The sequence below is a fragment of the Burkholderia sp. BCC1640 genome (assembly GCF_902833125.1).
Taxonomy (GTDB): Bacteria; Pseudomonadota; Gammaproteobacteria; order Burkholderiales; family Burkholderiaceae; genus Burkholderia; species Burkholderia diffusa.
On the sequence record NZ_CADFEF010000007.1, the window covers coordinates 43,140 to 65,107 of the forward strand.

Consider the following 21,968-nt stretch of genomic DNA (forward strand, 5'->3'; position numbering starts at 1 on the left):
GGACCGTGTGCTCGACGAACGCCTGCCCGCTTGCGGATCAGGCTGCGGCGTCGAAACCCTTCTTCCATGCGCCCGCATAGACGACTTCGCCGATCGCGTGACGCGTGCGCGGCGCCTTTTCGCGATCGCGCAGCACCGGATCGAGCTTGTCGACGTTGCCGTAGTGGCCGAGCGAGATGATCGCCGGAATCGCGACGTCGGCCGGAATCTCGAATGCGTCGCGGAACGCCTTCGCGTCGAAGCCGCTCATCTGGTGTGCGGCGAGACCCAGCGCATGCGCCTGCAGCACCAGCGACATCGCAGCCGCGCCCGCGTCGTACAGCGCGGTCGGCGCCGGCTCGCCCTTCGGCGTGAGCGTGTGCGCGGTCACGGCGATCAGCACCGGCGCCGGTGCGTTCCAGCCCTGGTTGAACGGCACCAGCGTCGCGAATGCGCGCTTGAACGCCGCTTCGTCCTGCGTGCGGTCGAACACGATGAAGCGCCACGGTTGCGCGTTGTACGCGGACGGCGCCCAGCGCGCGGCTTCGAGCACCGCATGCAGATCGGCGCCGCTGATCGGCTCGTCCGAATACGCGCGCGGGCTCCAGCGGCCCGCGATCAGGTCGTGAATCGAAACAGTGGTGGGTGCAGGTTTGACGGACATGCGGTTCCTCGCTGACATCGATGAAGGGGCGCGAACGCCCGGCGAACCGCAAGCATAACCGCTTGAGGCGTCACGCGCCCGGTCATCCCGCGCAATGCAAATCACCGATTCCGCATTGACCGGCCGCGCCCGCGCACGGGCCGGCCGGAACACCGCGCTCAGGCGGCCTGCGCGGCCGCGCGGGACGGGCCGCGGTTGATCCGCAGCACGATCAGCGCGCCGACGATGCAGAGCCCGCCCGAGATCATCGACGCGATCGTATAGGTGCCGAGGCTGGCACGCAGCAGCCCCGCGCCGAGCGCCGCGAATGCCGCACCGAGCTGGTGGCCCGCGACGATCCAGCCGAACACGACCGGCGCCGCGGCCTTGCCGAACACGTCGGTGGCGAGCCGTACCGTCGGCGGCACGGTCGCGATCCAGTCGAGCCCGTAGAACATCGCGAACAGCGGCAGCCCGAAGAAATCGATGCCGAACGCATGCGGCAGGTAGATCAGCGACAACCCGCGCAACCCGTAATACCAGAACAGCAGCACGCGGTTGTCGTAGCGGTCGGACAGCCAGCCCGACAGCGTCGTGCCGAACAGATCGAACACGCCCATCGCGGCGAGCAGCGATGCGCCCTGCACTTCGGTCATCCCGTAATCGCTGCACATCGCGATCAGGTGCGTGCCGACATAGCCGTTGGTGCTCGCACCGCAAATGAAGAAGCTGAAGAACAGGAGCCAGAAGTCGCGCGAGCGGCTCGCCGTCAGCAGCGTGCGGAACGCGACCGCGAGCGGGTTCTCCTTCGTCGCGTCGGGCGCGGCCGGCGCATCGGCCGGCTCGCCGTACGGGCGCAGCTTCACGTCGGCCGGCCGCTCGGGCAGCAGGAACGCGACCAGCGGAATCACGATCGCGGCCGCCACCGCGACGACCAGCACGACCGGCCGCCAACCGTGTCGCTGCGCGATCGCCGCGAGCATCGGGAGGAACACGAGCTGGCCAGTGGCCGTGCTCGCCGTCAGGATGCCCATCACCAGGCCGCGCCGCGCATGGAACCAGCGCGTGACGAAGGTCGCCGACAGCGTCAGCGCGACGACACCCGTCGAGCAGCCGACCATCAGCCCCCAGATCACGACCATCTGCCAGCTCTGCGTCATCATCGACGACAACGCGACGCCCGCGCTCATGGTCACCAGCGCGGTCAGGATCGTCGGCCGCAGCCCGAAGCGCTGCATCGCCGCGGCCGCGAACGGGCCCGTCAGGCCGTACAGCGCGATGTTCACCGAAATCGCCAGCGAAATCGCCGCGCGGCTCCAGCCGAGTTCGCGCTCGAGCGGCACCATCAGCACGCTCGGTGTCGCGCGCGTGCCGGCCGCGGCCAGCAGGATCAGGAAAACCACCGCCGCCGCGAGCCATCCGTAATGGAAACGCCCGCCGATTCGTGTCACTGCCCAGTTCATGTCGTCGCTCTCCAGTTGGCGGCCCGGCGCCCGCGCGCCTGCCCCGCCTCACCACCGGGCCACCTCCGCCGCACGCTGCATCGGCTGACCCGGGCCGATACCTGGCATTCGTCTGTCGATCCGGTCGGCATTGTTACCGCTCGGTCACAAGTGTGTTGCGATCGTAGTTACCAGTCGGTAACATGTCAAGCAATTCACCACGCAGTCGAGGGTCATCATGTCGGGCATCGAGGCCGCCAACAAGCCGCCGGCACGCCGCACGCGCCAGCCGATCGCCGCGGCCGCCGCGCAGGAACACCTGCTGCGCGCCGCCGAGGAGCTGTTTTACAAGGAAGGGGTGCGCGCGGTCGGCGTCGAGGCGGTCGTGGAACGCGCGGGCGTCAACAAGATGAGCCTGTACCGCCAGTTCTCGTCGAAGGACGAGCTGATCCTCGCGTATCTCGAACGGATGGATGCGTGCTTCTTCGAGCGCCTCGATTCGAGCGTCGCGAAGCATCCGGGCCAGCCGAAAGCGCAGTTGATCCAGTATTTCGTCGATCTCGCGGAGCGCGCGACGCAGAAGGACTATCGCGGCTGCCCGTTCGTCAACGTCGCGGCCGAATTTCCCGATGCGTCGCATCCGGCGCGCGAGCGCGTCGCGCGGAACAAGGAGCAGTTGATGAAGCGGCTCGTCGAACTATGCGAAGGCGCAGGCGCCCGGCAGCCGAAAGCGCTCGCCGACGCGCTCGCGCTCGTGGTCGAGGGCATCTACGCGGCCAGCCAGACCTACCGGCACGGCGAAACGCCAATCGGCACCGCGCCCGCGCTGGTCACGCAACTGATCGAAGCCGCCTGCGCATGACGGGCGGCGCACGAGCGAACCTTGCGTGCCCGCCCCCGCTACAATGCGGCCCTCGCTGCCGCCTGACCCGACTGCCCTCGCCATGACCGATACCCGCCCCGACTCGCACGACGACATCCTCGCAGCCACGCGGCACTGGCTCGCGCGCGCGGTGATCGGGCTCAATCTGTGCCCGTTCGCGAAGAGCGTCTACGTGAAGGAGCAGGTGCGCTATGCGATCAGCGAAGCGACGACGCTCGAGGACGCGCTCGCCGACCTCGAAACCGAGTTGCGCGCGCTCGAAGCGGCGGATCCGCAGCAGGTCGACACGACGCTCGTGATCTATCCGCGCGCATTCGCGGATTTCGTCGACTACAACGATGCGCTGTTCTTCGCCGACCGGCTCGTGCGGCAACTGCGGCTCGACGGTGTGCTGCAGATCGCGAGCTTCCATCCCGAGTACCGGTTCGAAGGCAGCGAAGCCGACGACATCGAGAACTACACGAACCGCGCGCCGTATCCGATCCTGCACCTGCTGCGCGAGGACAGCATCGCGCGCGCAGTCGACGCGTTCCCGGACGCGTCCGCGATCTACGAGAAAAACCAGGAAACGCTGCGCCGCCTCGGCCACGACGGCTGGCGCGAATGGATGCGTCGGCCGGGCGACGACGTCTGACGCGTCGCGCGACGGCCGGCTACCGCGCGGCAAACCGGCCGCGCGTCCGCCTGCGTCAGTCCGAGGCCGGCTCGACGGCCTCGCCCGCCGCCGCCGCCGGCGCCGGCGCGAAGAAGCGCTCGTTCAGTTCGGCGAGCCCGAACATGCCGAGGATCTCGTTCAGCCGCTCGGCGGGCTTGCGGCGCGGCAGGTTCTTGTACTGCGCGATGATCAGCTCGTTCTTCATCGAATGTTCCCAGCCGACCAGCTCGGTCACGCTGACCTGGTAGCCGTGCGCCTCGAGCTGCAGGCAGCGCAGCACGTTGGTGATCTGGCTGCCGAATTCGCGCGTATGCAGCGGATGCCGCCACACTTCCGTCAGCGCGTTCGCGAGCGACTTGCCCTTGTTCTTGCGCAGCACGCCCGCGACTTCCGCCTGGCAGCACGGCACCAGCACGATGTGCTGCGCGCGTTTGGCGAGCGCGAAACGGATCGCGTCGTCGGTCGCCGTGTCGCATGCATGCAGCGCGGTGACGACATCGACCGTTTCCGGCAGCTTCGGCGACGTGATCGAATCGGCGACCGACAGGTTCAGGAACGACATGCCGCCGAACCCGAGTCGCGCGGCGAGTTCGGTGGAGCGCGTGACGAGCTCCTCGCGCGTCTCGATCCCGTACACGTGCGACGCGAACGCCGGCGTGCCGTGCCCCGGCTGCTGCTTGAAGAACAGGTCGTACAGGATGAAGCCGAGATACGACTTGCCGGCGCCGTGATCGACGAGCGTCACGCTGCCCTTGTCGGCCTGCACGCTCGCAAGCAGCGGCTCGATGAACTGGAACAGGTGATAGACCTGCTTCAGCTTGCGGCGGCTGTCCTGGTTCAGCTTGCCGTCGCGGGTGAGGATGTGCAGTTCCTTCAGCAGCTCGACGGACTGCTCCGGACGGATTTCGTAGGTCTTGTTCGACATCGTGAAGCGGCGCCGGGCCACGGTCGGTCGACCACGGCCCGGCGGCGGGAATTCGTGAGGAATGGCGACAGTTTACCGAAAATACGCGATCAGGCCCGCGCGCCGAGCCGCCAGAGCGACGTAACCTCTGCGCGGCGTGCCGCGTGCAGCGGGTCGTCCGCGTCGGCGGACTTCGGGTGCGCGGGGCGAATGTCTTCGCGGCCGAGCACGACGAGACCGGCTTCGTCGATCCATTGCAGCAGCGTGTCGCGCGGCCGCAGGCCGAGATGCTCGGCAAAATCGGACAGGATCAGCCAGCCTTCGCCGCCCGGTTCGAGATGGTCGGCAAGCCCCGCGAGGAAACCGCGCAGCATGCGGCTGTCGGGATCGTAAACCGCATATTCGATCGGTGCGCTCGGACGGGCCGGCACCCACGGCGGATTGCAGACGACGAGCGGCGCGCGGCCGGCCGGAAACAGGTCGGCTTCGACGACCTCGACGCGCTCGGCATGACCGAGCCGCGCGACGTTCTCGCGGGCGCACGCGAGCGCGCGCGGATCCTGATCCGTCGCGACGATGCGCTCGACGCCGCGCGACGCGAGCACGGCCGCGAGCACGCCGGTGCCCGTGCCGATGTCGAACGCGAGCGACGTCGCGGGCAGCGGCGTGCGCGCGACGAGTTCGACGTATTCGCCGCGCACCGGCGAAAACACACCGTAATGCGGATGGATCGGCGCGCCGCCGAGCGCCGGAATCGGCACGCCCTTCTTGCGCCATTCGTGCGCGCCGACGAGGCCGAGCAGCTCGCGCAGCGACACGACCGACGGCGCGCCGCCGGGGCCGTATGCTTCCTCGCACGCGGCACGCACGTCGGGCGCGCGGCGCAGCGGGATCGTGTAGTCGGCGTCGAGCGGGATCAGCAGCATCCCGAGCGTGCGGGCGCGCTGCGATTGCGCGAGGCGGTGCAGGTTGAATGCTTCGACGCCCACCGCGGCCTTCGCCTTCTTCGGCTTGCGTTCGACGCGGCGCGCCATCGCCTGCACGAGCTGGCGCGCGTTCTGGAAGTCGCCCTGCCAGACGAGCGCCGTGCCCTCGCACGCGAGGCGGTACGCGGCGTCGGCGGTGAGGCGGTCGTCGGCGGGTACGGCGCGCCTGGGCGGCTGCACGCCGGCTTCGGAGCGCCAGCGCACGGCATGTTCGGCGCCGTCGGCGTCGGTCCAGTGGAAAACGGGGAAATCGGTCACGCGAGCTCGGCTACGGTTGGCTTCAGACAGGCGGCGCTACAGGAGCGCGCCGCGCGGACCACACCATACCGCGCTTTGCCCGCGCGGCAAAGCGCGCGCGACCGCCCTGGCATCGCGCCGGCAGCCTACCCGCCCCACCCCGGCATCGCCGGCATGCGCAACGTGCCCGCATCGCTGAAGCGCACGGTGCCGAGCACGCCGCCCGCGAGCCGGCCGCGCAGCGCGTACGGCAACTCGCCGTTGGCCGCCGCGCCGGGCAGGTTCCACGCCTGGCGCGCGGCGGCGAACGCCGACACCGAAACCGGCACATCGATCACGGCCTCGCCGAAGCGCGGCACGACGCCCGAGCGATCGCTGACGCCGCTCGCGAACGGCGTGCCGTTCAGTTCGAGCGCGACCGAAATGCCGTCGTATTCGATCGGCGTGTCATTCGGGTTCTGCACGCGCAGTTTCAGGCTGAAGCGCATCTCGAGGCCATGTCCGACCAGCGGATCGAGCCCGGCGACGGTCACGCTCACCGGCTCGCGCGTCAAACCCGCGCAACCGCCGAGCACGAAGACGGCGGCGAACAGCAGCAGCATGGCGCGCAGCGGCGCGATACGGAACACGGCTCGTGGCATGGGCAGGCCTCCTTGCGGCAATCGATTGACGGATCGTCGCTGCATTGTACCGAGCGTGCCACGCTCCACCCGGATTCGTAGTTTCTGCGCACCGCCGAGATCGTTAATAGATTAAAACTACGGAAACAAGCAGTCGAACGGCGGGCGAATTAATGCCTCCCAGCATTCAATGACGCGCAAAAAATTCAATCGAAGCACTTTCTAATTTTTTCGTTTCCTTTACCCAAAACCATCAAGTATATTTACGCATCCTTCGAGCAGGCCGACAAACCTTCAAGCCGCATGACGGCGATTTTACGGAACGGCGACACGCCGTCCTTCCGTCCTGCGGCCTGGTACGGCCAGCCCCGTGGGCTGTCGGTTCAAAGGGAATGCACGCCCCGCGCAGGGCGGGCGGCCCCGTGTCGAGCGCGCGAAATCAATTCAGTACAACACGCGCCCGGCCATTTTGAACCGGCAAGTTAACCGACATCCGGAAACACAGAGGGGGCAGTAAACCATGATTACCTTCACGTAGTCGGCCGCCGTCTTTTCGAATAATCCGTCATTGGAATTTCTCGTCGCCGTTGATTAACGGCGAGGGATTTCTTTTGCCGGCGTTTTCGCAGCACTGAACGATTCTTTCAACAATCGAGGTTTCAGTCATGTCGATCAACATTCACAAGATGCGTTACCTGCCGCTGGTCGCCGCGCTCGCGCTCGCCGGGTGCGGCGGCGACGACAGCGGCGTCGGCTCGGCTTCCGCGCTCAGCTCCGCCGGCGCGCCGCACTCGAGCTCGTCGCCCGCGGCCAACACGCCGCCGAGCGCGTCCAACGTCGACAAGAGCGTGTCGCCTGTCGAGCTGCCGGACACCGTGGTACCCGTCAACTACCGGCTGTGGTTCCGCCCGAACGAAGCGCTGAACGCGTTCGACGGGCGCGCCGATGTCGAGATCAAGGTGCTGAAGCCGGTCAACAACATCGTGATCGCCGGTCACCGGATCAAGTTCACGAACGGCCGCATCACGCTGCAGCCGGGCAACATCCAGCTGATCGCGACGCCGCAGGACAAGGGCGACTTCTACCAGCTGCGCCCCGTCGCGGGCACGATCTCGCCGGGCAACTATTCGCTGCACATGGAGTGGTCGGGCATCATCAACTTCAAGTCATACGACGATCCGGCCACGCAGACGGGCGGCAGCTGCGGCGACGATCCGTATCCGGGCTGCTCGGCCGCGGAAGGCGTGTTCCGTGTCGACCTGAAGAGCACCGACGGCACGACGAGCGGCGCGATCCTCACGCAGGGCGAAACCAACCTGTCGCGCCAGTGGTTCCCGGGCTGGGACGAGCCGGCATTCCGGCCGACTTATGAAGTGACGGCCGAAGTGCCGCAGAACTGGCGCGTCGTGTCGAACGCGGCCGAGAAGCCGTCGACCAACGTCGGCGGCGGCTACAAGCTCGTGCAGTTCGAGAAGACGCCGCCGATGCCGTCGTACCTGCTGTTCTTCGGCGGCGGCATGTTCGACACCTACGAGGACGATTTCTCGAGCCCGCTGCCGGGCGGCAAGGGCGGCCTGCACCTGCGCGTGTTCACGCCGCCGGGCATGAGCGACTGGGCGAAGCCGGCGATGGACCGCACCAAGCAGGCGCTCGACTTCTACTACCGCTACACGGGCATCCCGCTGCCGCTGACGAAGTTCGACACGGTCGCCGCGAACGACGCGTTCAAGGAGCAGAAGGACCTGAACTTCGGCGGGATGGAGAACTGGGGGTCGATCCTCGAGTTCGCCGACGACATCCTGCCGCAACCGGGCCAGCCGATGTCGCACTACGGTAACGAGGTGCTGACGCACGAAGTCGCGCACCAGTGGTTCGGCGACCTCGTCACGACCGACTGGTGGGACAACGTCTGGCTCAATGAATCGTTCGCGACGTTCTTCGAGACGAAGACGACGATCCAGTTCTTCCCCGACGAGTTCAGCTGGCTCGACCAGGTGAAGAACAAGTATCGCGTGATCAATCGCGACATCGGCCCGAACGCGTTCCCGGTCGCGCCGAACTTCAACGGCTGGGCGTCGAACGACTTCGTGCTGAGCGCGAGCGCGTTCACGTACGACAAGGGCGGCCACGTGCTGAAGACGCTCGAGAACTATCTCGGCGAACAGACGCTGCGCAAGGGTCTGCAACAGTACCTGGTCGACTACTCGTTCGGCAACGGCACGCCGAAGCGCCTGTGGGATGCACTCTCGAAAGAGAGCGGCCAGTCGGTCGGCCCGATCGGCGACAGCTACGTGCGCCAGACGGGCGTGCCGCTGATCTCGCTCGATACGCAGTGCGACATGACGAAGAACCAGACGATCGTCACGCTGAAACAGCAGCCGTTCCCGAACAAGAACGCGTATCCGGGCCTGCAGTGGACGGTACCGATCACGCTCGCGTACGGCCAGGGTCTCGCGAAACACACGACGCTCGCGCTGAAGGATACGCAGACGCAAACGCGGATCGACGGCTGCACGGGCGTGGTCGCGGATCCGAGCGGTCTCGACTACTACGTCGTGAACTACAGCGACGCCGCATGGAGCGGCCTGCTCACGCAGGTCAACACCTCGACCGATCCGGTGCTGCTCGCGAACCTGAAGAGCGAGGCCGCGCTGCTCGTCGCGAACAACCTCGCGCCGGCTTCGCGTTCGACGTCGATCGGCTCGGTCGCTTCGCCGGCCGCGATGAAGCTGCGCCAGACGCCGAGCTTCGACGGCATCGCGCCGACGGTGAAGGAACGTCCGTCGCTGCGCTACCAGGGCATGTTCAAGCCGCGCAAGACGCTGGTTCAGTAACGTTGTCCGGCCGACCGGTGCCGCGCCGTTCGCGGCGCCGGCCGGCGTTCGATCTTTCACGTCCTTTGGCAGGCCCCGGATGCGGGGCCTGTTTTTTCGTGACCGCCGCTAGCGATCGTCGCGCCGGCGAAACGCCCACCACGCGGCGAGCCCGGTAAAGCCCGCGACCAGCAGCACCATCAGCCAGAATCCGTGCTTGTTCTCCGAGAACGGCACGCCGCCGACGTTCATCCCGAAGAAGCCCGCGACGATGTTGATCGGCAGCGCGATCACCGTCACCAGCGTCAGCGTGAACAGCGTCCGGTTGTTCTGCTCGTCGAGCCGCGAACCGATCTCTTCCTGCAACAGCTTGATCCGCTCGTTGAGCCCCGACAGATCGGCGAGCACCAGCGAGAACTCCTCGGTCGACTCGCGCAGCTCCTGCACGTCTTCGGCATGCAGCCACGCGGGCGGCTTCGCGAGCAGCCGGAAGATCGACCCCGGCTCGGGCGCGAGCATGCGCTGCAGCCGCGTGAGCGTCCGGCGCATCGCGCCGAGTTCGACGCGATTCGACGTGAGCCGTTGCGACAGGAAGCGATCCTCGATGCGGTCGACGTCGATGCTCGTGCGCCGCATGATCTGGATCAGCAGGTCGGCCTGGTCGCGCAGCAGGTGCACGAGCAGTTCGGCCGGCGAGCGGAACCGCTCGCCGTCGCGCACGCAGGCGCGCAGCGTGTCGACCGAGCGCAGCGGCTTGAGCCGCGCGGTGACCATGATGCGCCGCTCGACGTGGACGAACAGCGTCGCGATTTCCGACGGCGTCAGCTCGAGGTTGAACATCACGTCGTTGACGATCGCGCGCAGCGCGCCGTCCTCCTGCTCGATGCGCGTCGAGCGCGATCCTTCGTGAAGGAATTCGAAGAAGCTGTCGGGCAATCCGAGGTGCGTGCGCATCCAGCGCTCGCTCGCGCCGTGCGCGAGATTGAAGTGCAGCCAGACGAAATCGTCCGAGGCGGCCGCATCGCGCTCGCGGCACGTGCGCAGCCATTCAGCGGCTGCGTCGGCGTCGAGCATCGCACCCGACCCGCCCGGGACGAAGCGGAATCCGCACACCATGCCGGACGTATCGGCGCCGTAAGTCTGTACGATCAGGTCCATCGTGTCGAAGGTGGTGCGGCGCGCACCGCGCCGCGCATCGCGCATCGCGCATCGCGCATTGCGCCGCGCATCGCGCATTGCGGCGCCACGCCGGGAAATTGAAAGGAAACGTATGCCCGACGCATGCGACATTTTCGTGACGGCGTCACATACGGACGTCCGGTGTCGGGTTTCCGGCGGCCCCAAAAACAACGCGCCGCCCATTGGGCGGCGCATGTGCGGGTGAGCAGTCCGGCGTGACGCGTGGTTACTGCCGCGTCTCCGACTGCGCGGCGGTCGGGCAGGCCGGATCCTTGCCCCAGTGGCCGTCGCAGACGCGCCAGCGGCACAGCTGATCCTCGAAGAAGCCCCGCTCCGAGCACTCCTTCACGCGCGCCGCGAGCGAACCGCCCGTCGTGGCGGCCGTCTTGGTCGGCACGGCCTGCCCCTTCTGCGCGGCGACCTTCTTGTCGGCCGGCTTCGTGCGTGCGACGAGCGCGGCGAGCAGATCCGCATCCGGGTCGTCCTTCCCGGCTGCCTTCGCGCTCGCGGTACGGGTCGTCGCGTCATGACGCTTCTTCGCCTGCGCGAGCTCCGCCTGCTGTTCCTTGTGGTGCTTGCGGGCCTCCGCCTTCGCGTCGGCCTTCGCATCGGCCTTGCCGCGTGCGGCGACCTTGCCGCTCTGCGCGGCGTCGGCCTTCGCCGATTTCGTCGTCGCAGCCGCGGCGGCGGCCGTCGCGGCGACGGCGCCTGCCGTGGCCGCGCCCGAGGCATCGTCGGCGCCGTTCGCGAGCGCGCGCGACAAGCGGCTGTTGTCCGCGCCCGACGCACCCGATGCGGACGCAACGGTCTGGGACGCCGCATCGTCATTGACGATCGTGGCCGGTTGCGCGGCGGGAACGGCCGACGCGGCATTCTGCGCGACCTGCACGGCGCCGCCGCTGGTTGCCTCGGCCTTCGCCGCTGCCTGCGCGGGCGCGGGCGCGGCAGCCACGACAGCCTGCTCGCCGGATTGCTGCTGCCAGCGCCATGCCCCCCAGCCGCCGACGGCGACCACGAGCGCGACGACGGCCGCGATCGGCCCTTTCAGCGAACGGCGCGGCGCTTCGGCCGGCGGCGTGACACGTCCTTCCAGATTCGCGAGAATGCGCGACTGCTGCGGTCCGCCCTCGCCTGCCGGTTTGGTATCGGACAGCAGGCTCGGCGGGGTTTTCGAATTTGAATTTTCCGGCGCACTCATTCAGCGTCTCATTGAATCCTGGTTTAATTCACCGCGATAATATAGCCCGGCCTCTCAAAGCAGCCTGATTCTAAGAGCAAGCATTGCAAAACACAATCAATTCCAATTTCCGGGGATTTCGTTGATTGCCGTCGCACTCGTCGCCTATTTCGCCCTTGCCGTCGCGGTCGCGGCACTGTTGCTTTTACCGGGTATCCGCGCGGCGGTTTTCGAATCCGTCGCCCAGTTTCACGGTCGCCTGACACGCCGTGCGAACGCTCGCGCCGCACGCACGCGAAGTCAAATTGTTAAATCGGCAACCGTTACGCGCGGCGCATTAAGCGACGTGCAAAATTTACTGATTCGGCGGCGCTTGATGATTATGGTGTCGGCAGGTATTCTTGCGACGCCGCCATTGGTGGCCATTGCGTTACGCGGTCGGCAATTGTTTCAGTACGACGACACGGCGCGCGTGCCCGACGAAAAGATCGCCGCGCTGCTGCAGGGCGAACAACTCGTGCCGCCCCCGCCGTTGCCGCCGGAAGTCTTTGCCACGAAGGAAGTCGAACAGGTGCGGCCGGCACTGAAGGATGCGAGCCGCGACTGGAACCTGCTGGATCCCGATTTCCGTACGCGTTTGTTGCTGGTCTACAAGATCATGCACGAACAATATGGTTACGAGATGGCGCTGCTGGAAGGTTATCGGAGCCCGGAACGACAGAATCGGCTCGCGCAGATGGGCACCAACGTGACCAATGCGGCGGCCTTCCAGAGTTATCACCAATTCGGGCTCGCGGCCGACAACGCGTTTCTGCGCGACGGCAAGCTGGTCATTTCCGAGAAAGATCCCTGGGCGATGCGCGGCTACCAGTTGTACGGACAGGTTGCCGAGCAGGTCGGCCTGACCTGGGGGGGCCGATGGAAAATGATGGATCTCGGGCACGTGGAATACCATAAACCCGGTTTTAAACTGGGACGCGGCAGCTAGTCAGGGCTGCCGGACAAGAAATAATGAGGGCGGCATGGGGCTTTTTAATCATCCGGCAGGAAACGATTTGAGCGGCGCAATCGATCGGGCATTCCGTTGCACGATTTTTTCCGATCGCCGCTTCCGTTTTAATTCTCACAGCGTCCTTTCATTATTGCGCGCGCCTTCTCCGATGCCGCGGGCGCATTGATGCCAGCCCCTTTCATCCCGTTTGACAGCATGGCGACACACCGCGGCGCCACGCTTGCCGCTCGGCGCGCCTGCGTCGCCTCACCGAATCGCACCGGAACCTGAACGTCCTATGCAACGCATCCTCAACGTGCTGACTCATCCGCGTACGCTCTCGATTGTCGGGATCATCGCGCTAGCGGCGATTCTCTTCATCGTCGCCGACATGCTGCAGCTGCCGCTCCTGTGGGCGGCGATCGCCTTCGCGGCGATCCTCGTGCTGTGGCTCGGCGTCGCGCTGGTGCGCCGCTGGCGCGTGAAGCGCGCGAACCAGCAGCTCGGCCAGGTGCTGGAAGAGCAGGCGGAAAGCGGCAAGATCGCCGCGCCGGCCGCGGCCGCGCTCGCACCCGACACGAAGACGGCCGACCTCGACGTGCTGCGCACGCGCCTCTCCGACGCGGTCAAGACGATCAAGACGTCGAAGATCGGCCAGGTGTCGGGCGGCTCCGCGCTGTACGAGCTGCCGTGGTACATCGTCATCGGCAACCCGGCCGCCGGCAAGAGCAGCGCGGTGCTGAACTCCGGCCTGCAGTTTCCGTTCGCGGACAAGAACAGCGCCGTGATCCACGGCATCGGCGGCACGCGCAACTGCGACTGGTTCTTCACGACCGAAGGGATCCTGCTCGACACGGCAGGCCGCTACTCGGTGCACGAGGAAGACCGCAGCGAATGGCTCGGCTTCCTTGGCCTGCTGAAGCGCTATCGCCCGAAAGCACCGATCAACGGCATCATCGTTACCGCGAGCATCGCCGAACTGACCGGCAACCGCCCCGAATTCGCGATCAACCTCGCGAAAAACCTCCGCCAGCGCGTTCAGGAGCTGACGGAAAAGCTCGAGGTGTTCGCGCCGGTCTATGTGATGTTCACGAAGGCCGACCTGATCACCGGCTTCACCGAATTCTTCAGCAGCAGCGACAAGCACGAATACGACCGCGTGTGGGGCGCCACCCTGCCCTACGAGCCAGACGACAAGCGCGACGTCGTCGCGCAGTTCGATACGCACTTCGAGGAACTCTACGAAGGGCTGAAGGAAATCAGCGTCGCGCAGCTGTCGCTGTCGCGCGGCAACCAGCTGTCGCCGGGCCAGTTGAGCTTCCCGCTCGAATTCTCGACGATCAAGCCGGCGCTGCGCGCGTTCCTGGCGACGCTGTTCGAGAACAACCCGTTCCAGTACAAGCCGATCTTCCGCGGCTTCTACTTCACCAGCGCGCTGCAGGAAGGCGAAACCAACAGCGCCGCCGCGCAGCGCATCGCGCACCGCTTCGGCCTCGACGCGAGCGCGCTGCCGAAGCCGCACAGCGCGTTTTCGAAGAACGGCTTCTTCCTGCGCGACCTGTTCTCGAAGGTGATCTTCGCGGACCGCCAGACCGTGCGCCAGTTCGCGAGCCCGACCAAGACCCGCCTGCGCTACGCAACCTTCTTCGGCTTCGTCGCGGCGCTCGCGCTCGCGCTCGGCGGCTGGACCTGGTCGACGATCGGCAACCAGCAGCTCGTCGCGAACGTGCAGGCCGACCTCGACAACGTCACGCGTCTGCAACAGGGCCGCAACGACCTGCAGTCGCGTCTGCAGGCGATGGACATCCTGGAAGACCGCATCGAACAGCTCGAACAGTTCCGCCGCGACAAGCCGGTGTCGGTGTCGCTCGGCCTGTACCAGGGCGACCGTCTCGAACAGCACCTGCTGACCGAGTACTACAACGGCGTGCGCCAGATCCTGCTGGCGCCGGTCTCGCAGAACCTCGCGTCGTTCATGAAGGACGTGAACGCGCACCCCGAACAGCTCGTGCCGATGACGCGCCCGCCCGAATCGGGCGCCGTGCAGGGCGGCGCGATTCCCGTGTCGACGAACCCGCCGGGCGCCACGCCGCTCGCCGGCGCCGCGCAGGGCGCATCCGCCGCGACGGCCGCCGCGCCGCAACAGGCGGCGGCACCGCAGGGCGGGCTATACAGCGACGCATCGCCGACCAACGTGCAGGACGCGTACAACGCGCTGAAGACCTACCTGATGCTGTCCGACAAGCGTCACGTCGAACAGGCGCACCTGACCGACCAGCTCGCCCGCTTCTGGCGCGGCTGGCTCGAGACGAATCGCGGCAACATGCCGCGCGACGAGATGATCAAGAGCGCCGAGCGCATGATCTCCTTCTACCTCGCGCGCGTGAACGACGACGACTGGCCGATGATCGACGCGAACCTCGCGCTCGTCGACCAGACCCGCGAGAACCTGCGCCGCGTCGTGCGCGGCATGCCGGCCCGCCAGCGTGTTTATGAGGAAATCAAGGCGCGCGCGTCGACCCGCTTCGCGCCGATGACCATCGCACGCATCGTCGGCGACGGCAACCAGGGGCTGGTCGCCGGCAGCTACGCGATTCCGGGCACGTTCACGCGCGAGGCGTGGTTCGACTACGTGCAGCCGGCGATCCGCGACGCGGCGACCAAGGAACTGCAGGCGAAGGACTGGGTGCTGAACACGTCGACGCAGGACGACCTGACGCTGGAAGGCAGCCCCGAGCAGATCCAGAAGACGCTCGTCGGGATGTACAAGACCGAATACGCGCAGCACTGGCAGAAGTTCATGCAGGGCATCGCGGTGCAGGGCTTCAGCAGCTTCGGCCAGGCCGTCGACGGGATGAACCGCCTCGGCGATCCGCAGGATTCGCCGATCCGCAAGATCCTCGAGACCGCGTACGACCAGACGTCGTGGGACAACCCGTCGCTGGCGAACGTCGCGATCAAGAAGGCGCAGACCGGCGTCGTGAACTGGGTCAAGCAACTGTTCACGCGCTCGCAGGCCGGCCAGATGGCGGCCGCGAACATCGACATCAACGGCAACCCGGCCGAGGTGCCGATGGGTCCGATCGGCCAGGAGTTCATCGGGCTCGCGCGGATCGTCGCGACGCACGACGGCACGTCGATGCTCAAGGGCTACATGGACTCACTGTCGAAGGTCCGCACGCGCTTCAACGTGATCAAGAACCAGGGCGACCCCGGCCCCGGCGCGCGCCAGCTGATGCAGCAGACGCTCGACGGCAACGGTTCGGAACTGGCCGATTCGCTGAAGTTCGTCGACGAGCAGATGCTGACCGGCCTGACCGACTCGCAACGCAAGTCGCTGCGTCCGCTGCTGGTGCGCCCGCTGATGCAGGCGTTCTCGGTGGTGATCCAGCCGGCGAGCGCCGAAGTCAACAAGGTGTGGAACGCGCAGGTCTACCAGCCGTTCCAGAGCTCGCTCGCGACGAAGTACCCGTTCGCGGCGAACGCGAAGGTCGAGGCCGGCGCCGGCGAGATCGCGCAGGTGTTCGGTCCGGACGGTGCGATCGCGAAGTTCGTCGGCACGACGCTGGGCCCGCTCGCGGTGCGCCGCGGCGACACGCTCGCCGCCCGCACGTGGGGCGACATGGGCATCGGCCTCACGCCCGACTTCACGAACGGCTTCGCGCGCTGGGTCGCCCCGCTCGCCGGCGGCGCCGCAGGCGGCACGGCCGCGGCGGCCGAACCGCAGACCGTGTTCCAGATCCTGCCGCAGCCGAGCACGGGCACGACGGAATACACGATCGCGATCGACGGCCAGCAACTGCGCTATCGCAACACGCCGCCGCAGTGGACCAACTTCGTGTGGCCGAACCCGCAGGGCTCGCCGGGCGCGACGCTGTCCGCGACGACCTTCGACGGCCGCACCGTGCAGCTCGTCAACGAACCGGGCCGCTACGGTCTCGAGAAGCTGATCAACTCGGCGCAGCGCAAGCGCCGTCCGGACGGCACCTTCGACCTCACGTGGGTCCAGGGCAGCGTGAACGTGTCGGTGACGATGCGCATCATCAGCACGTCGCAGCCGACGAGCGGCGGCGGCGACCAGCCGCAGCAGCAGAGCCTGCGCGGCCTGCAGCTGCCGTCGTCGGTCGCCGACGCGAGTGCGGGCGCCGCGCAGAACGCGACGCAGGCCGGCACGGGCGCGCCGGCCGCGGCACCGGCACCGGCACCGGCACCGGCCGTCGCGGCCACCGCCGCAACGAATGCACAGGGGGCGCAATGACGCAAACCGTTCAGGCGCAGATCGCCTACTTCGGCAAGATTCCGTCGCGCGGCGACTTCGTGAAGAGCCCGCACAATCCGCAGCTGCTGCAGACGCTCGATCGCTGGATCGCGCAGGCGCTCGAACTGCTCGCGGAAGATCCGCGCTGGAAGATCGTCTACGAGGATGCGAAGCCGATGCATTTCGCGTTCCTCGGCTCGCGCAGCAAGCTCGCGATCGCGGGGCACATGGTCGCGAGCCACGACGTGTCGATGCGCCGCTTCCCGTTTCTCGGCGCGACCGCGCTCGAGGTCGACCGGCCGCTCGCGTTCCTCGCGCGCAGCCCGCTCGCATTCGCGCGGCTGTGGTCGCGCGTCGCCGCGCAGATGCCGCCGCTGCTCGCGAAGGAGGAGCCGCCCGGCGCGCTGCAGGCGCTCGGCGACACGCAGGTGCCGATCGACGTCGGCGGCCCCGGCACGTCGCATGACGGCACCTTCAACGACTTCATCGAACACCAGTCGCTGTATGGCCTGCAGCAGATGCTGCTCGAAAGCGGCCATCCGGTCCGGCTGCGCGGCGCCATGCTCGCGCTCGGCTCGCTGCTGCGGCCCGTGATGCAGAGCGGCTCGTCGCACATCGAGCGCGGCCTGACGCTGCCGCTGCCGATCGACCCGTTCTATCGCAGCCTCGTCGCCGCGTTCTGGCTCGAACTGATCGCACCGTTCGTCGCGCAGGCCGACTTCGAGCTTGCGATCTTCATCGGCACGATCGCCGAGCGCGAACGGCTGATCATCGGCTTCAACGGCGCGTCGTCGAAGACGCTGCTGAGCGTCGTCGACCCGCAGACCTACGCCGCCCACAACATCGACATCGACGATCCCGAATGGATCGACGCCCATGCGCAAAACGATCAGCAGATCAGCAAGCTCGTCAGCTACCTCGACCAACCGCAACTCTCGCTGCGCGTCGCCATCGACGCGTTCCGCGAAGCGTTCATCGGAGGCTGACGGGATGCAACGCACGATTCACGTCCGCCGCACGCGCTGCTCGGCATTCGTTGCCGCCCTCGCCGCCGCCGGCCTCGTCGCCAGCGGCGCGGCCCACGCGCAGAACACCGGCGGCGCGACCGTCACGCCGGTCGGCAACGGCACGGTCGCGGCCGCGGCCCTGCCCGCGAACACCAACCCCGGCGCCGCGCCGGCCACGGCGTCCGGCACGGTGGTGCACGGCACGGCCGGCACGATCTCGCCACCGCCCGCGAACGCGACGCCCGGCCAGGTGGTGGTCGGCGGCAAGGTGCCCGACGAGGCGACCAAGGCCGCCGTGCTGCAGAAACTGCGCGACACCTACGGCGCGACGAACGTGGTCGACCAGATCGAGGTCGGCGACGTCGCGACGCCGCCGAACTGGAGCGCGAACGTGCAGAAGCTGCTCGGCGCGCAGTTGAAGCAGATCAGCAAGGGCCAGTTGAAGATCAACGGCACGCAGATCGAGATGAAGGGCGAGGTGCACAACGAGGCGCAGCGCCAGCAGCTCGCGAGCGACATGGCGAACACGCTGAATCCGACGTACACGATCAAGAACGGGCTGCGCGTGTCGGCGTCCGAGCAGGGGCTGCTCGACCAGACGCTCGCGAACCGCACGATCGAGTTCGAGACGGGCAGCGCGACGCTGACACCGCAAGGCAGGCAGATTCTCGACCAGATGGCGGCCGCGCTGTCGAAGCTGCAGAACCGCACGGTCGACATCATCGGCCACACCGACAACTCGGGGAACCGGACGTCGAACATCGCGCTGAGCCAGGCGCGCGCGGATGCGGTGAAGGGTTATCTGATCACGAAGAGCATCCCGCCGCAGCAGATGACGACGACGGGCGTCGGGCCGGATCAGCCGATTGCGCCGAATGATACGGCCGAGGGGCGGGCGAGGAATCGGCGGATCGAGTTTAGGGTGGGGCAGTAGGCGGCGCATTCAGGGACAGAGAACCCAGCAAATCCGATGAAATTCGCTTTGCGCTGCTTGCGATCCGCCATTCTCCTGGTCGTCGGTGCGGTCTTCGTGCTGATGGGTGTGGCTAGTGCGATCAATTCGGCCATCCTCGTTCGCGCCGGTGCGTGGCCTCACGTCCCCGCCTTCGTCGAGCAATGCGAGTTGTCTCTGCGATATGGCAAGTCCGACGCGACATGGGAGGCGCGCGCCGTCTTCCGCTATGGTGCAGGGCAGACGCAGCACTACGAGACAACGTGGCAGCCTGCCGGCTCGCCCGTTTATTCGCGATCGGCCGCTTCGAACATCAGCCGCGAACAGTTCGCCGCGTTCACGAAGACGTATTGCAGCGACGCCGCGAACGATGGCCTGCGCGTTTCGCCGATGTTTCCGGGTATTGCCCGACGCAACGAAGCGGTTGTGGGCAGGGAATGGGTACGTGAAATCGGATTCGGTCTGTTTGCGCTGGTCGGCGGGTTGATGCTGTGTGCGATGAGCATTTCGATGCTGCCGTGGATCGAGGATCGCAACAAGTACGCGGTGAGGCGCAAGATGCGGCGGGCGCGGAATCGGGTCAGCGGTTCGTGATGCGGACGTGCAGGCTGGTTTCGGATCGCGCTTGACCTCCTCCACCTATGTAAGGGCGACTGATCGCCGATTCATCGAATAGTGAACATACAACACGATCGACACAAAGCACTGTACCGCCAGCGTCAACTTCCACACCCAGTGCGCCACCACACCAAGTTGCGAGAAAACGTAATAGATGCCGGCCACGAGCATACCGAGCGCCAGCTCGATCACGGCCAACCTTCCGTGCTGATCTATCGGCGAACCATCGTCAAGGTTGGATTTCATCATCAACATAACCAACAACCAATCATGGATCGAGGATGGTGTCGTTGCCGGATTCCCGCTCTAACTCGATCAGCAGGCAGATATGAAATATGCCAACCGCACCATGAAACCCGTGGCCATCAGAGATGGAAAACGGAAAACCAACCATCAACAGAATTAACGGATTAACCTCTATCCAGCCACCAATACACGCTTACCACGCTCTTTTTCGATCTGCCTCGGCAAGGACATCATCAAAATATAGTTACGCACAAGCAAATTAACAAACAGCAGCGCAAGCGGCATACCGAATACCGCCAGAAACAACAGTACACCATTAGTTCCAAAATTAGATGAAAGCAGGCGATTAATTACCAAATAGAACGGCGCAATCGCGAAGACGACATATTTAAAGATCTTCGGCATGATATTCGGCTCGCGATGATATCGGTCGAACTCCATTGCACCACGTTGAACATCGTAGACGAGTGCCCCGCCATGCTCCTTGATCACCCTGTCGAGGAAGGGGGTAGCGTTGACTGTGTGGCGCACGTTGCGCTGTACCACCAGAGCCCAAACGATGTTAAGCGCAATTCCACCAATCAATCCCGGCCATCGCACTCCGCCAGGCATCGGTGCAAACGCGAAATAGCAGAAATAGCAAAATACTCCAAAAAAATAGTAAGTCGAGAGAGTACCAATCGACATAACCATTCCATATGCATACAGATCGTTCGTGCCACGATATCGGACGTAGACGAAAAGCAGCGCGACGCAGCTCAGTACCGCGACCAAAACGCCAATCCTCCATGGCCATGCCGATACCGACAACTCGTCAGAATAGGCTGCATACGATAGCGCTGCTCCCAGCAACGACATCACCAAAACCAGCGGAACCGCTTTCTTCACCACTGCCAGAACGTGGTCCGACTCAGGTTGCGAAATATTCTTTATCATCATCGTTTCTGTTCTCTAGAGCATTACGCACTATCAAGGCGTAAACATCATCGGATAGCCCTCGTAGTCCTTCGGCATGACCTTCTCCAGATAGGTTGCCGCGCTTTTAAGCGACTCGCCTAGCCATTTGAAACCGGCAGTAACAATCTCAGTCGCATGGACCTTCTTGTCCAGATAATCCAGACCGTACCCCACCGCACACGCAACGACGATGGTACCAACCACGATCCCCCATACGGGCAAGCCAGCTGTGCCGAAGAATCCAACAATCAAACCAATGACAAGCGACGTGACGGCCGCATTCAGTCCGGCCTTGGTGACATCAATAAGAATCTTCCCAAGCAAATCGGAGACATGCTTGCGGCGCTTGCCTTCATGATCGATCTGCTCGTAGTCACGCAGCCACTCGGCCGTATCCAATGCAATCGTAAAGACGAACGCGATTCTCCCGGCATTTTTGAACGCCCCCTTGACGGCCTCCTTCGCCGCGGCCGCGCGAGACGCGGCGTTGCCGGCGCCGCCTGCGATCGTCAACACCTTTTCGTGCTGCACACCATATCGCGCCGCAGACATTAGCTGACGCAATTTCTGGTTGCCCGAAAACACGACGTACCACTTCTCCCCAGCATTCTTATGAACGACCTTTACTAATCGAAATTTTTGCGACCAAAGCTCGCTTGCCCATTTCTTGTTGTCGTTAAGGAACGCAGCGACTCCGGCAAGTTGGGCCGTCAGCCAGTTGCGTGTCGCAATCTTGTTTGGATCAATCGCGGTTTCCTCCGCGCCTCCTGACGACAGCGCATCTAGGATTTCGTGGGGCACCGCGGCAAGATTGACTTCGGTTACGTGTGCATACTGCGTCGACTTAACGTCGGCATCGGGACTCAAATTGATAGGTAGGGGAAATGCTCCTGCCTGTCCGATAGACAATGGGTCTGGTTCAAACGTCTGTAGCGGCCGAAGCACGGCCCCTTCCGGACTTGCACCGATCGGCATGCCAAGCCGGCCCACCTGCGTTGCTGCAAACGGGGGCTGACTAGTCGACGTGTTGAGATTCATTGCGATGATGATCGGTTCCGGTTTGGCCTTCGGATCGGAGCTACCGTCAACCAGGCCAAACTGAAGCATTGAATACCGCTGAAACACCTTCCCGTCGCGCTTCAACACCAATTCGCCCTTGAAATCGCGTCCGATCCAGATGTGGTAGCGCTGGCCGTCCGCGAAACGCCCCTGCTTCACACGCTTCTTTTGCGCGACGTCATACATCCAGTCTTCCGGCGCCTCGACGGTATAAGTCGCGCCTTTGCTTATATGAAAATCAAAAATGACATCCCGATGCTTGCGCAGCAGCACCGTGATATCCGACTCGGCCCAGCAACTCACCGGCTCCCCCGGCAGATCAATACAAACGTTATGTTGAACAAGCGCCTTGCCGCCCATTT

Annotated in this window: 18 protein-coding genes; 8 read left to right on the top strand and 10 right to left on the bottom strand. The window is 65.3% G+C overall.

Annotated elements, in window-relative coordinates:
* Nucleotides 1-37: 37 nt before the first annotated feature.
* Together HWX25_RS09815 and HWX25_RS09820 are read right to left on the bottom strand one after the other, a co-directional pair.
* Complete coding sequence (locus tag HWX25_RS09815) at nucleotides 38-643, bottom strand: nitroreductase family protein (RefSeq protein ID WP_059692334.1); 606 nt, start codon at nucleotides 641-643, stop codon at nucleotides 38-40.
* A gap of 158 nt (nucleotides 644-801) precedes the next feature.
* The gene (locus HWX25_RS09820; RefSeq protein ID WP_059532761.1) at nucleotides 802-2,085 is read right to left on the bottom strand and encodes an MFS transporter; all 1,284 of its coding nucleotides are present in this window, start codon (nucleotides 2,083-2,085) and stop codon (nucleotides 802-804) included.
* 217 nt (nucleotides 2,086-2,302) lie between these two features.
* Between HWX25_RS09820 and HWX25_RS09825 the strand changes: the two genes are divergently transcribed.
* Nucleotides 2,303-2,926 carry a TetR/AcrR family transcriptional regulator gene (locus HWX25_RS09825; RefSeq protein ID WP_059820578.1) on the top strand — a complete coding sequence of 208 codons (624 nt, stop codon included), beginning with the start codon at nucleotides 2,303-2,305 and terminating at the stop codon, nucleotides 2,924-2,926.
* 82 nt (nucleotides 2,927-3,008) lie between these two features.
* Nucleotides 3,009-3,581: a DUF1415 domain-containing protein gene (locus HWX25_RS09830; protein WP_059692336.1), complete on the top strand. Its 573-nt coding sequence runs from the start codon at nucleotides 3,009-3,011 to the stop codon at nucleotides 3,579-3,581.
* Nucleotides 3,582-3,636: 55 nt separating this feature from the next.
* Here the strand turns inward: HWX25_RS09830 and HWX25_RS09835 are convergent, their stop codons facing one another.
* From HWX25_RS09835 to HWX25_RS09845, 3 genes are all read right to left on the bottom strand, one after another.
* Entirely contained in the window at nucleotides 3,637-4,527 is an 891-nt protein-coding gene (locus HWX25_RS09835; RefSeq protein WP_175908385.1) for an SAM-dependent methyltransferase, read from the bottom strand.
* Nucleotides 4,528-4,616: 89 nt separating this feature from the next.
* Nucleotides 4,617-5,750, bottom strand: coding sequence for a class I SAM-dependent methyltransferase (locus HWX25_RS09840; protein ID WP_175908386.1), 1,134 nt, complete (start codon nucleotides 5,748-5,750; stop codon nucleotides 4,617-4,619).
* A 125-nt stretch (nucleotides 5,751-5,875) separates the two neighbouring features.
* Nucleotides 5,876-6,370, bottom strand: coding sequence for an LEA type 2 family protein (locus tag HWX25_RS09845; protein WP_175908387.1), 495 nt, complete (start codon nucleotides 6,368-6,370; stop codon nucleotides 5,876-5,878).
* A 644-nt stretch (nucleotides 6,371-7,014) separates the two neighbouring features.
* On the opposite strand from HWX25_RS09845, the gene HWX25_RS09850 reads away from it, so the two are divergent.
* Nucleotides 7,015-9,183: a M1 family metallopeptidase gene (locus HWX25_RS09850; RefSeq protein ID WP_175908388.1), complete on the top strand. Its 2,169-nt coding sequence runs from the start codon at nucleotides 7,015-7,017 to the stop codon at nucleotides 9,181-9,183.
* 108 nt (nucleotides 9,184-9,291) lie between these two features.
* Here the strand turns inward: HWX25_RS09850 and HWX25_RS09855 are convergent, their stop codons facing one another.
* A complete protein-coding gene (locus HWX25_RS09855) occupies nucleotides 9,292-10,320 on the bottom strand; it encodes a transporter (RefSeq protein WP_175908470.1) in 1,029 nt (342 codons plus the stop codon).
* Between the two features lie 247 nt (nucleotides 10,321-10,567).
* Nucleotides 10,568-11,539 carry a phage tail protein gene (locus tag HWX25_RS09860; protein ID WP_175908389.1) on the bottom strand — a complete coding sequence of 324 codons (972 nt, stop codon included), beginning with the start codon at nucleotides 11,537-11,539 and terminating at the stop codon, nucleotides 10,568-10,570.
* 121 nt (nucleotides 11,540-11,660) lie between these two features.
* Here HWX25_RS09860 and HWX25_RS09865 point away from each other — a divergent pair, with 121 nt between their 5' ends.
* The 5 genes from HWX25_RS09865 to HWX25_RS09885 all read left to right on the top strand — a co-directional run bounded on the left by HWX25_RS09865 (nucleotide 11,661) and on the right by HWX25_RS09885 (nucleotide 19,320).
* Entirely contained in the window at nucleotides 11,661-12,506 is an 846-nt protein-coding gene (locus HWX25_RS09865) for a M15 family metallopeptidase (RefSeq protein ID WP_175908390.1), read from the top strand.
* A 301-nt stretch (nucleotides 12,507-12,807) separates the two neighbouring features.
* Complete coding sequence (gene tssM, locus HWX25_RS09870; RefSeq protein ID WP_175908391.1) at nucleotides 12,808-16,767, top strand: type VI secretion system membrane subunit TssM; 3,960 nt, start codon at nucleotides 12,808-12,810, stop codon at nucleotides 16,765-16,767.
* Nucleotides 16,764-17,753: a type VI secretion system-associated protein TagF gene (tagF, locus tag HWX25_RS09875; protein ID WP_059532784.1), complete on the top strand. Its 990-nt coding sequence runs from the start codon at nucleotides 16,764-16,766 to the stop codon at nucleotides 17,751-17,753. The genes tssM and tagF overlap by 4 nt, the downstream gene beginning before the upstream one ends.
* A 4-nt stretch (nucleotides 17,754-17,757) precedes the next feature.
* Complete coding sequence (locus tag HWX25_RS09880) at nucleotides 17,758-18,708, top strand: OmpA family protein (RefSeq protein ID WP_175908392.1); 951 nt, start codon at nucleotides 17,758-17,760, stop codon at nucleotides 18,706-18,708.
* A 36-nt stretch (nucleotides 18,709-18,744) separates the two neighbouring features.
* The gene (locus tag HWX25_RS09885) at nucleotides 18,745-19,320 is read left to right on the top strand and encodes a DUF3592 domain-containing protein (RefSeq protein WP_175908393.1); all 576 of its coding nucleotides are present in this window, start codon (nucleotides 18,745-18,747) and stop codon (nucleotides 19,318-19,320) included.
* A 45-nt stretch (nucleotides 19,321-19,365) separates the two neighbouring features.
* Here the strand turns inward: HWX25_RS09885 and HWX25_RS09890 are convergent, their stop codons facing one another.
* The 3 genes from HWX25_RS09890 to HWX25_RS09900 form a co-directional block, all read right to left on the bottom strand.
* The gene (locus HWX25_RS09890) at nucleotides 19,366-19,593 is read right to left on the bottom strand and encodes a hypothetical protein (protein WP_175908394.1); all 228 of its coding nucleotides are present in this window, start codon (nucleotides 19,591-19,593) and stop codon (nucleotides 19,366-19,368) included.
* 168 nt (nucleotides 19,594-19,761) lie between these two features.
* The gene (locus tag HWX25_RS09895; RefSeq protein WP_244135305.1) at nucleotides 19,762-20,526 is read right to left on the bottom strand and encodes a hypothetical protein; all 765 of its coding nucleotides are present in this window, start codon (nucleotides 20,524-20,526) and stop codon (nucleotides 19,762-19,764) included.
* A 33-nt stretch (nucleotides 20,527-20,559) separates the two neighbouring features.
* Nucleotides 20,560-21,966, bottom strand: a complete 1,407-nt coding sequence (locus tag HWX25_RS09900; protein ID WP_175908396.1) for a hypothetical protein — start codon at nucleotides 21,964-21,966, stop codon at nucleotides 20,560-20,562.
* Nucleotides 21,967-21,968: the final 2 nt, after the last annotated feature.

Coding starts and splice junctions, on each gene's coding strand:
- HWX25_RS09815 (WP_059692334.1), bottom strand. CDS start 643: ATGTCCGTCAAACCTGCACCCACCACTGTTTCGATTCACGACCTGATC.
- HWX25_RS09820 (WP_059532761.1), bottom strand. CDS start 2,085: ATGAACTGGGCAGTGACACGAATCGGCGGGCGTTTCCATTACGGATGG.
- HWX25_RS09825 (WP_059820578.1), top strand. CDS start 2,303: ATGTCGGGCATCGAGGCCGCCAACAAGCCGCCGGCACGCCGCACGCGC.
- HWX25_RS09830 (WP_059692336.1), top strand. CDS start 3,009: ATGACCGATACCCGCCCCGACTCGCACGACGACATCCTCGCAGCCACG.
- HWX25_RS09835 (WP_175908385.1), bottom strand. CDS start 4,527: ATGTCGAACAAGACCTACGAAATCCGTCCGGAGCAGTCCGTCGAGCTG.
- HWX25_RS09845 (WP_175908387.1), bottom strand. CDS start 6,370: ATGCCACGAGCCGTGTTCCGTATCGCGCCGCTGCGCGCCATGCTGCTG.
- HWX25_RS09850 (WP_175908388.1), top strand. CDS start 7,015: ATGTCGATCAACATTCACAAGATGCGTTACCTGCCGCTGGTCGCCGCG.
- HWX25_RS09855 (WP_175908470.1), bottom strand. CDS start 10,320: ATGGACCTGATCGTACAGACTTACGGCGCCGATACGTCCGGCATGGTG.
- HWX25_RS09860 (WP_175908389.1), bottom strand. CDS start 11,539: ATGAGTGCGCCGGAAAATTCAAATTCGAAAACCCCGCCGAGCCTGCTG.
- tssM (WP_175908391.1), top strand. CDS start 12,808: ATGCAACGCATCCTCAACGTGCTGACTCATCCGCGTACGCTCTCGATT.
- tagF (WP_059532784.1), top strand. CDS start 16,764: ATGACGCAAACCGTTCAGGCGCAGATCGCCTACTTCGGCAAGATTCCG.
- HWX25_RS09880 (WP_175908392.1), top strand. CDS start 17,758: ATGCAACGCACGATTCACGTCCGCCGCACGCGCTGCTCGGCATTCGTT.
- HWX25_RS09885 (WP_175908393.1), top strand. CDS start 18,745: ATGAAATTCGCTTTGCGCTGCTTGCGATCCGCCATTCTCCTGGTCGTC.
- HWX25_RS09890 (WP_175908394.1), bottom strand. CDS start 19,593: ATGATGAAATCCAACCTTGACGATGGTTCGCCGATAGATCAGCACGGA.
- HWX25_RS09895 (WP_244135305.1), bottom strand. CDS start 20,526: ATGATAAAGAATATTTCGCAACCTGAGTCGGACCACGTTCTGGCAGTG.
- HWX25_RS09900 (WP_175908396.1), bottom strand. CDS start 21,966: ATGGGCGGCAAGGCGCTTGTTCAACATAACGTTTGTATTGATCTGCCG.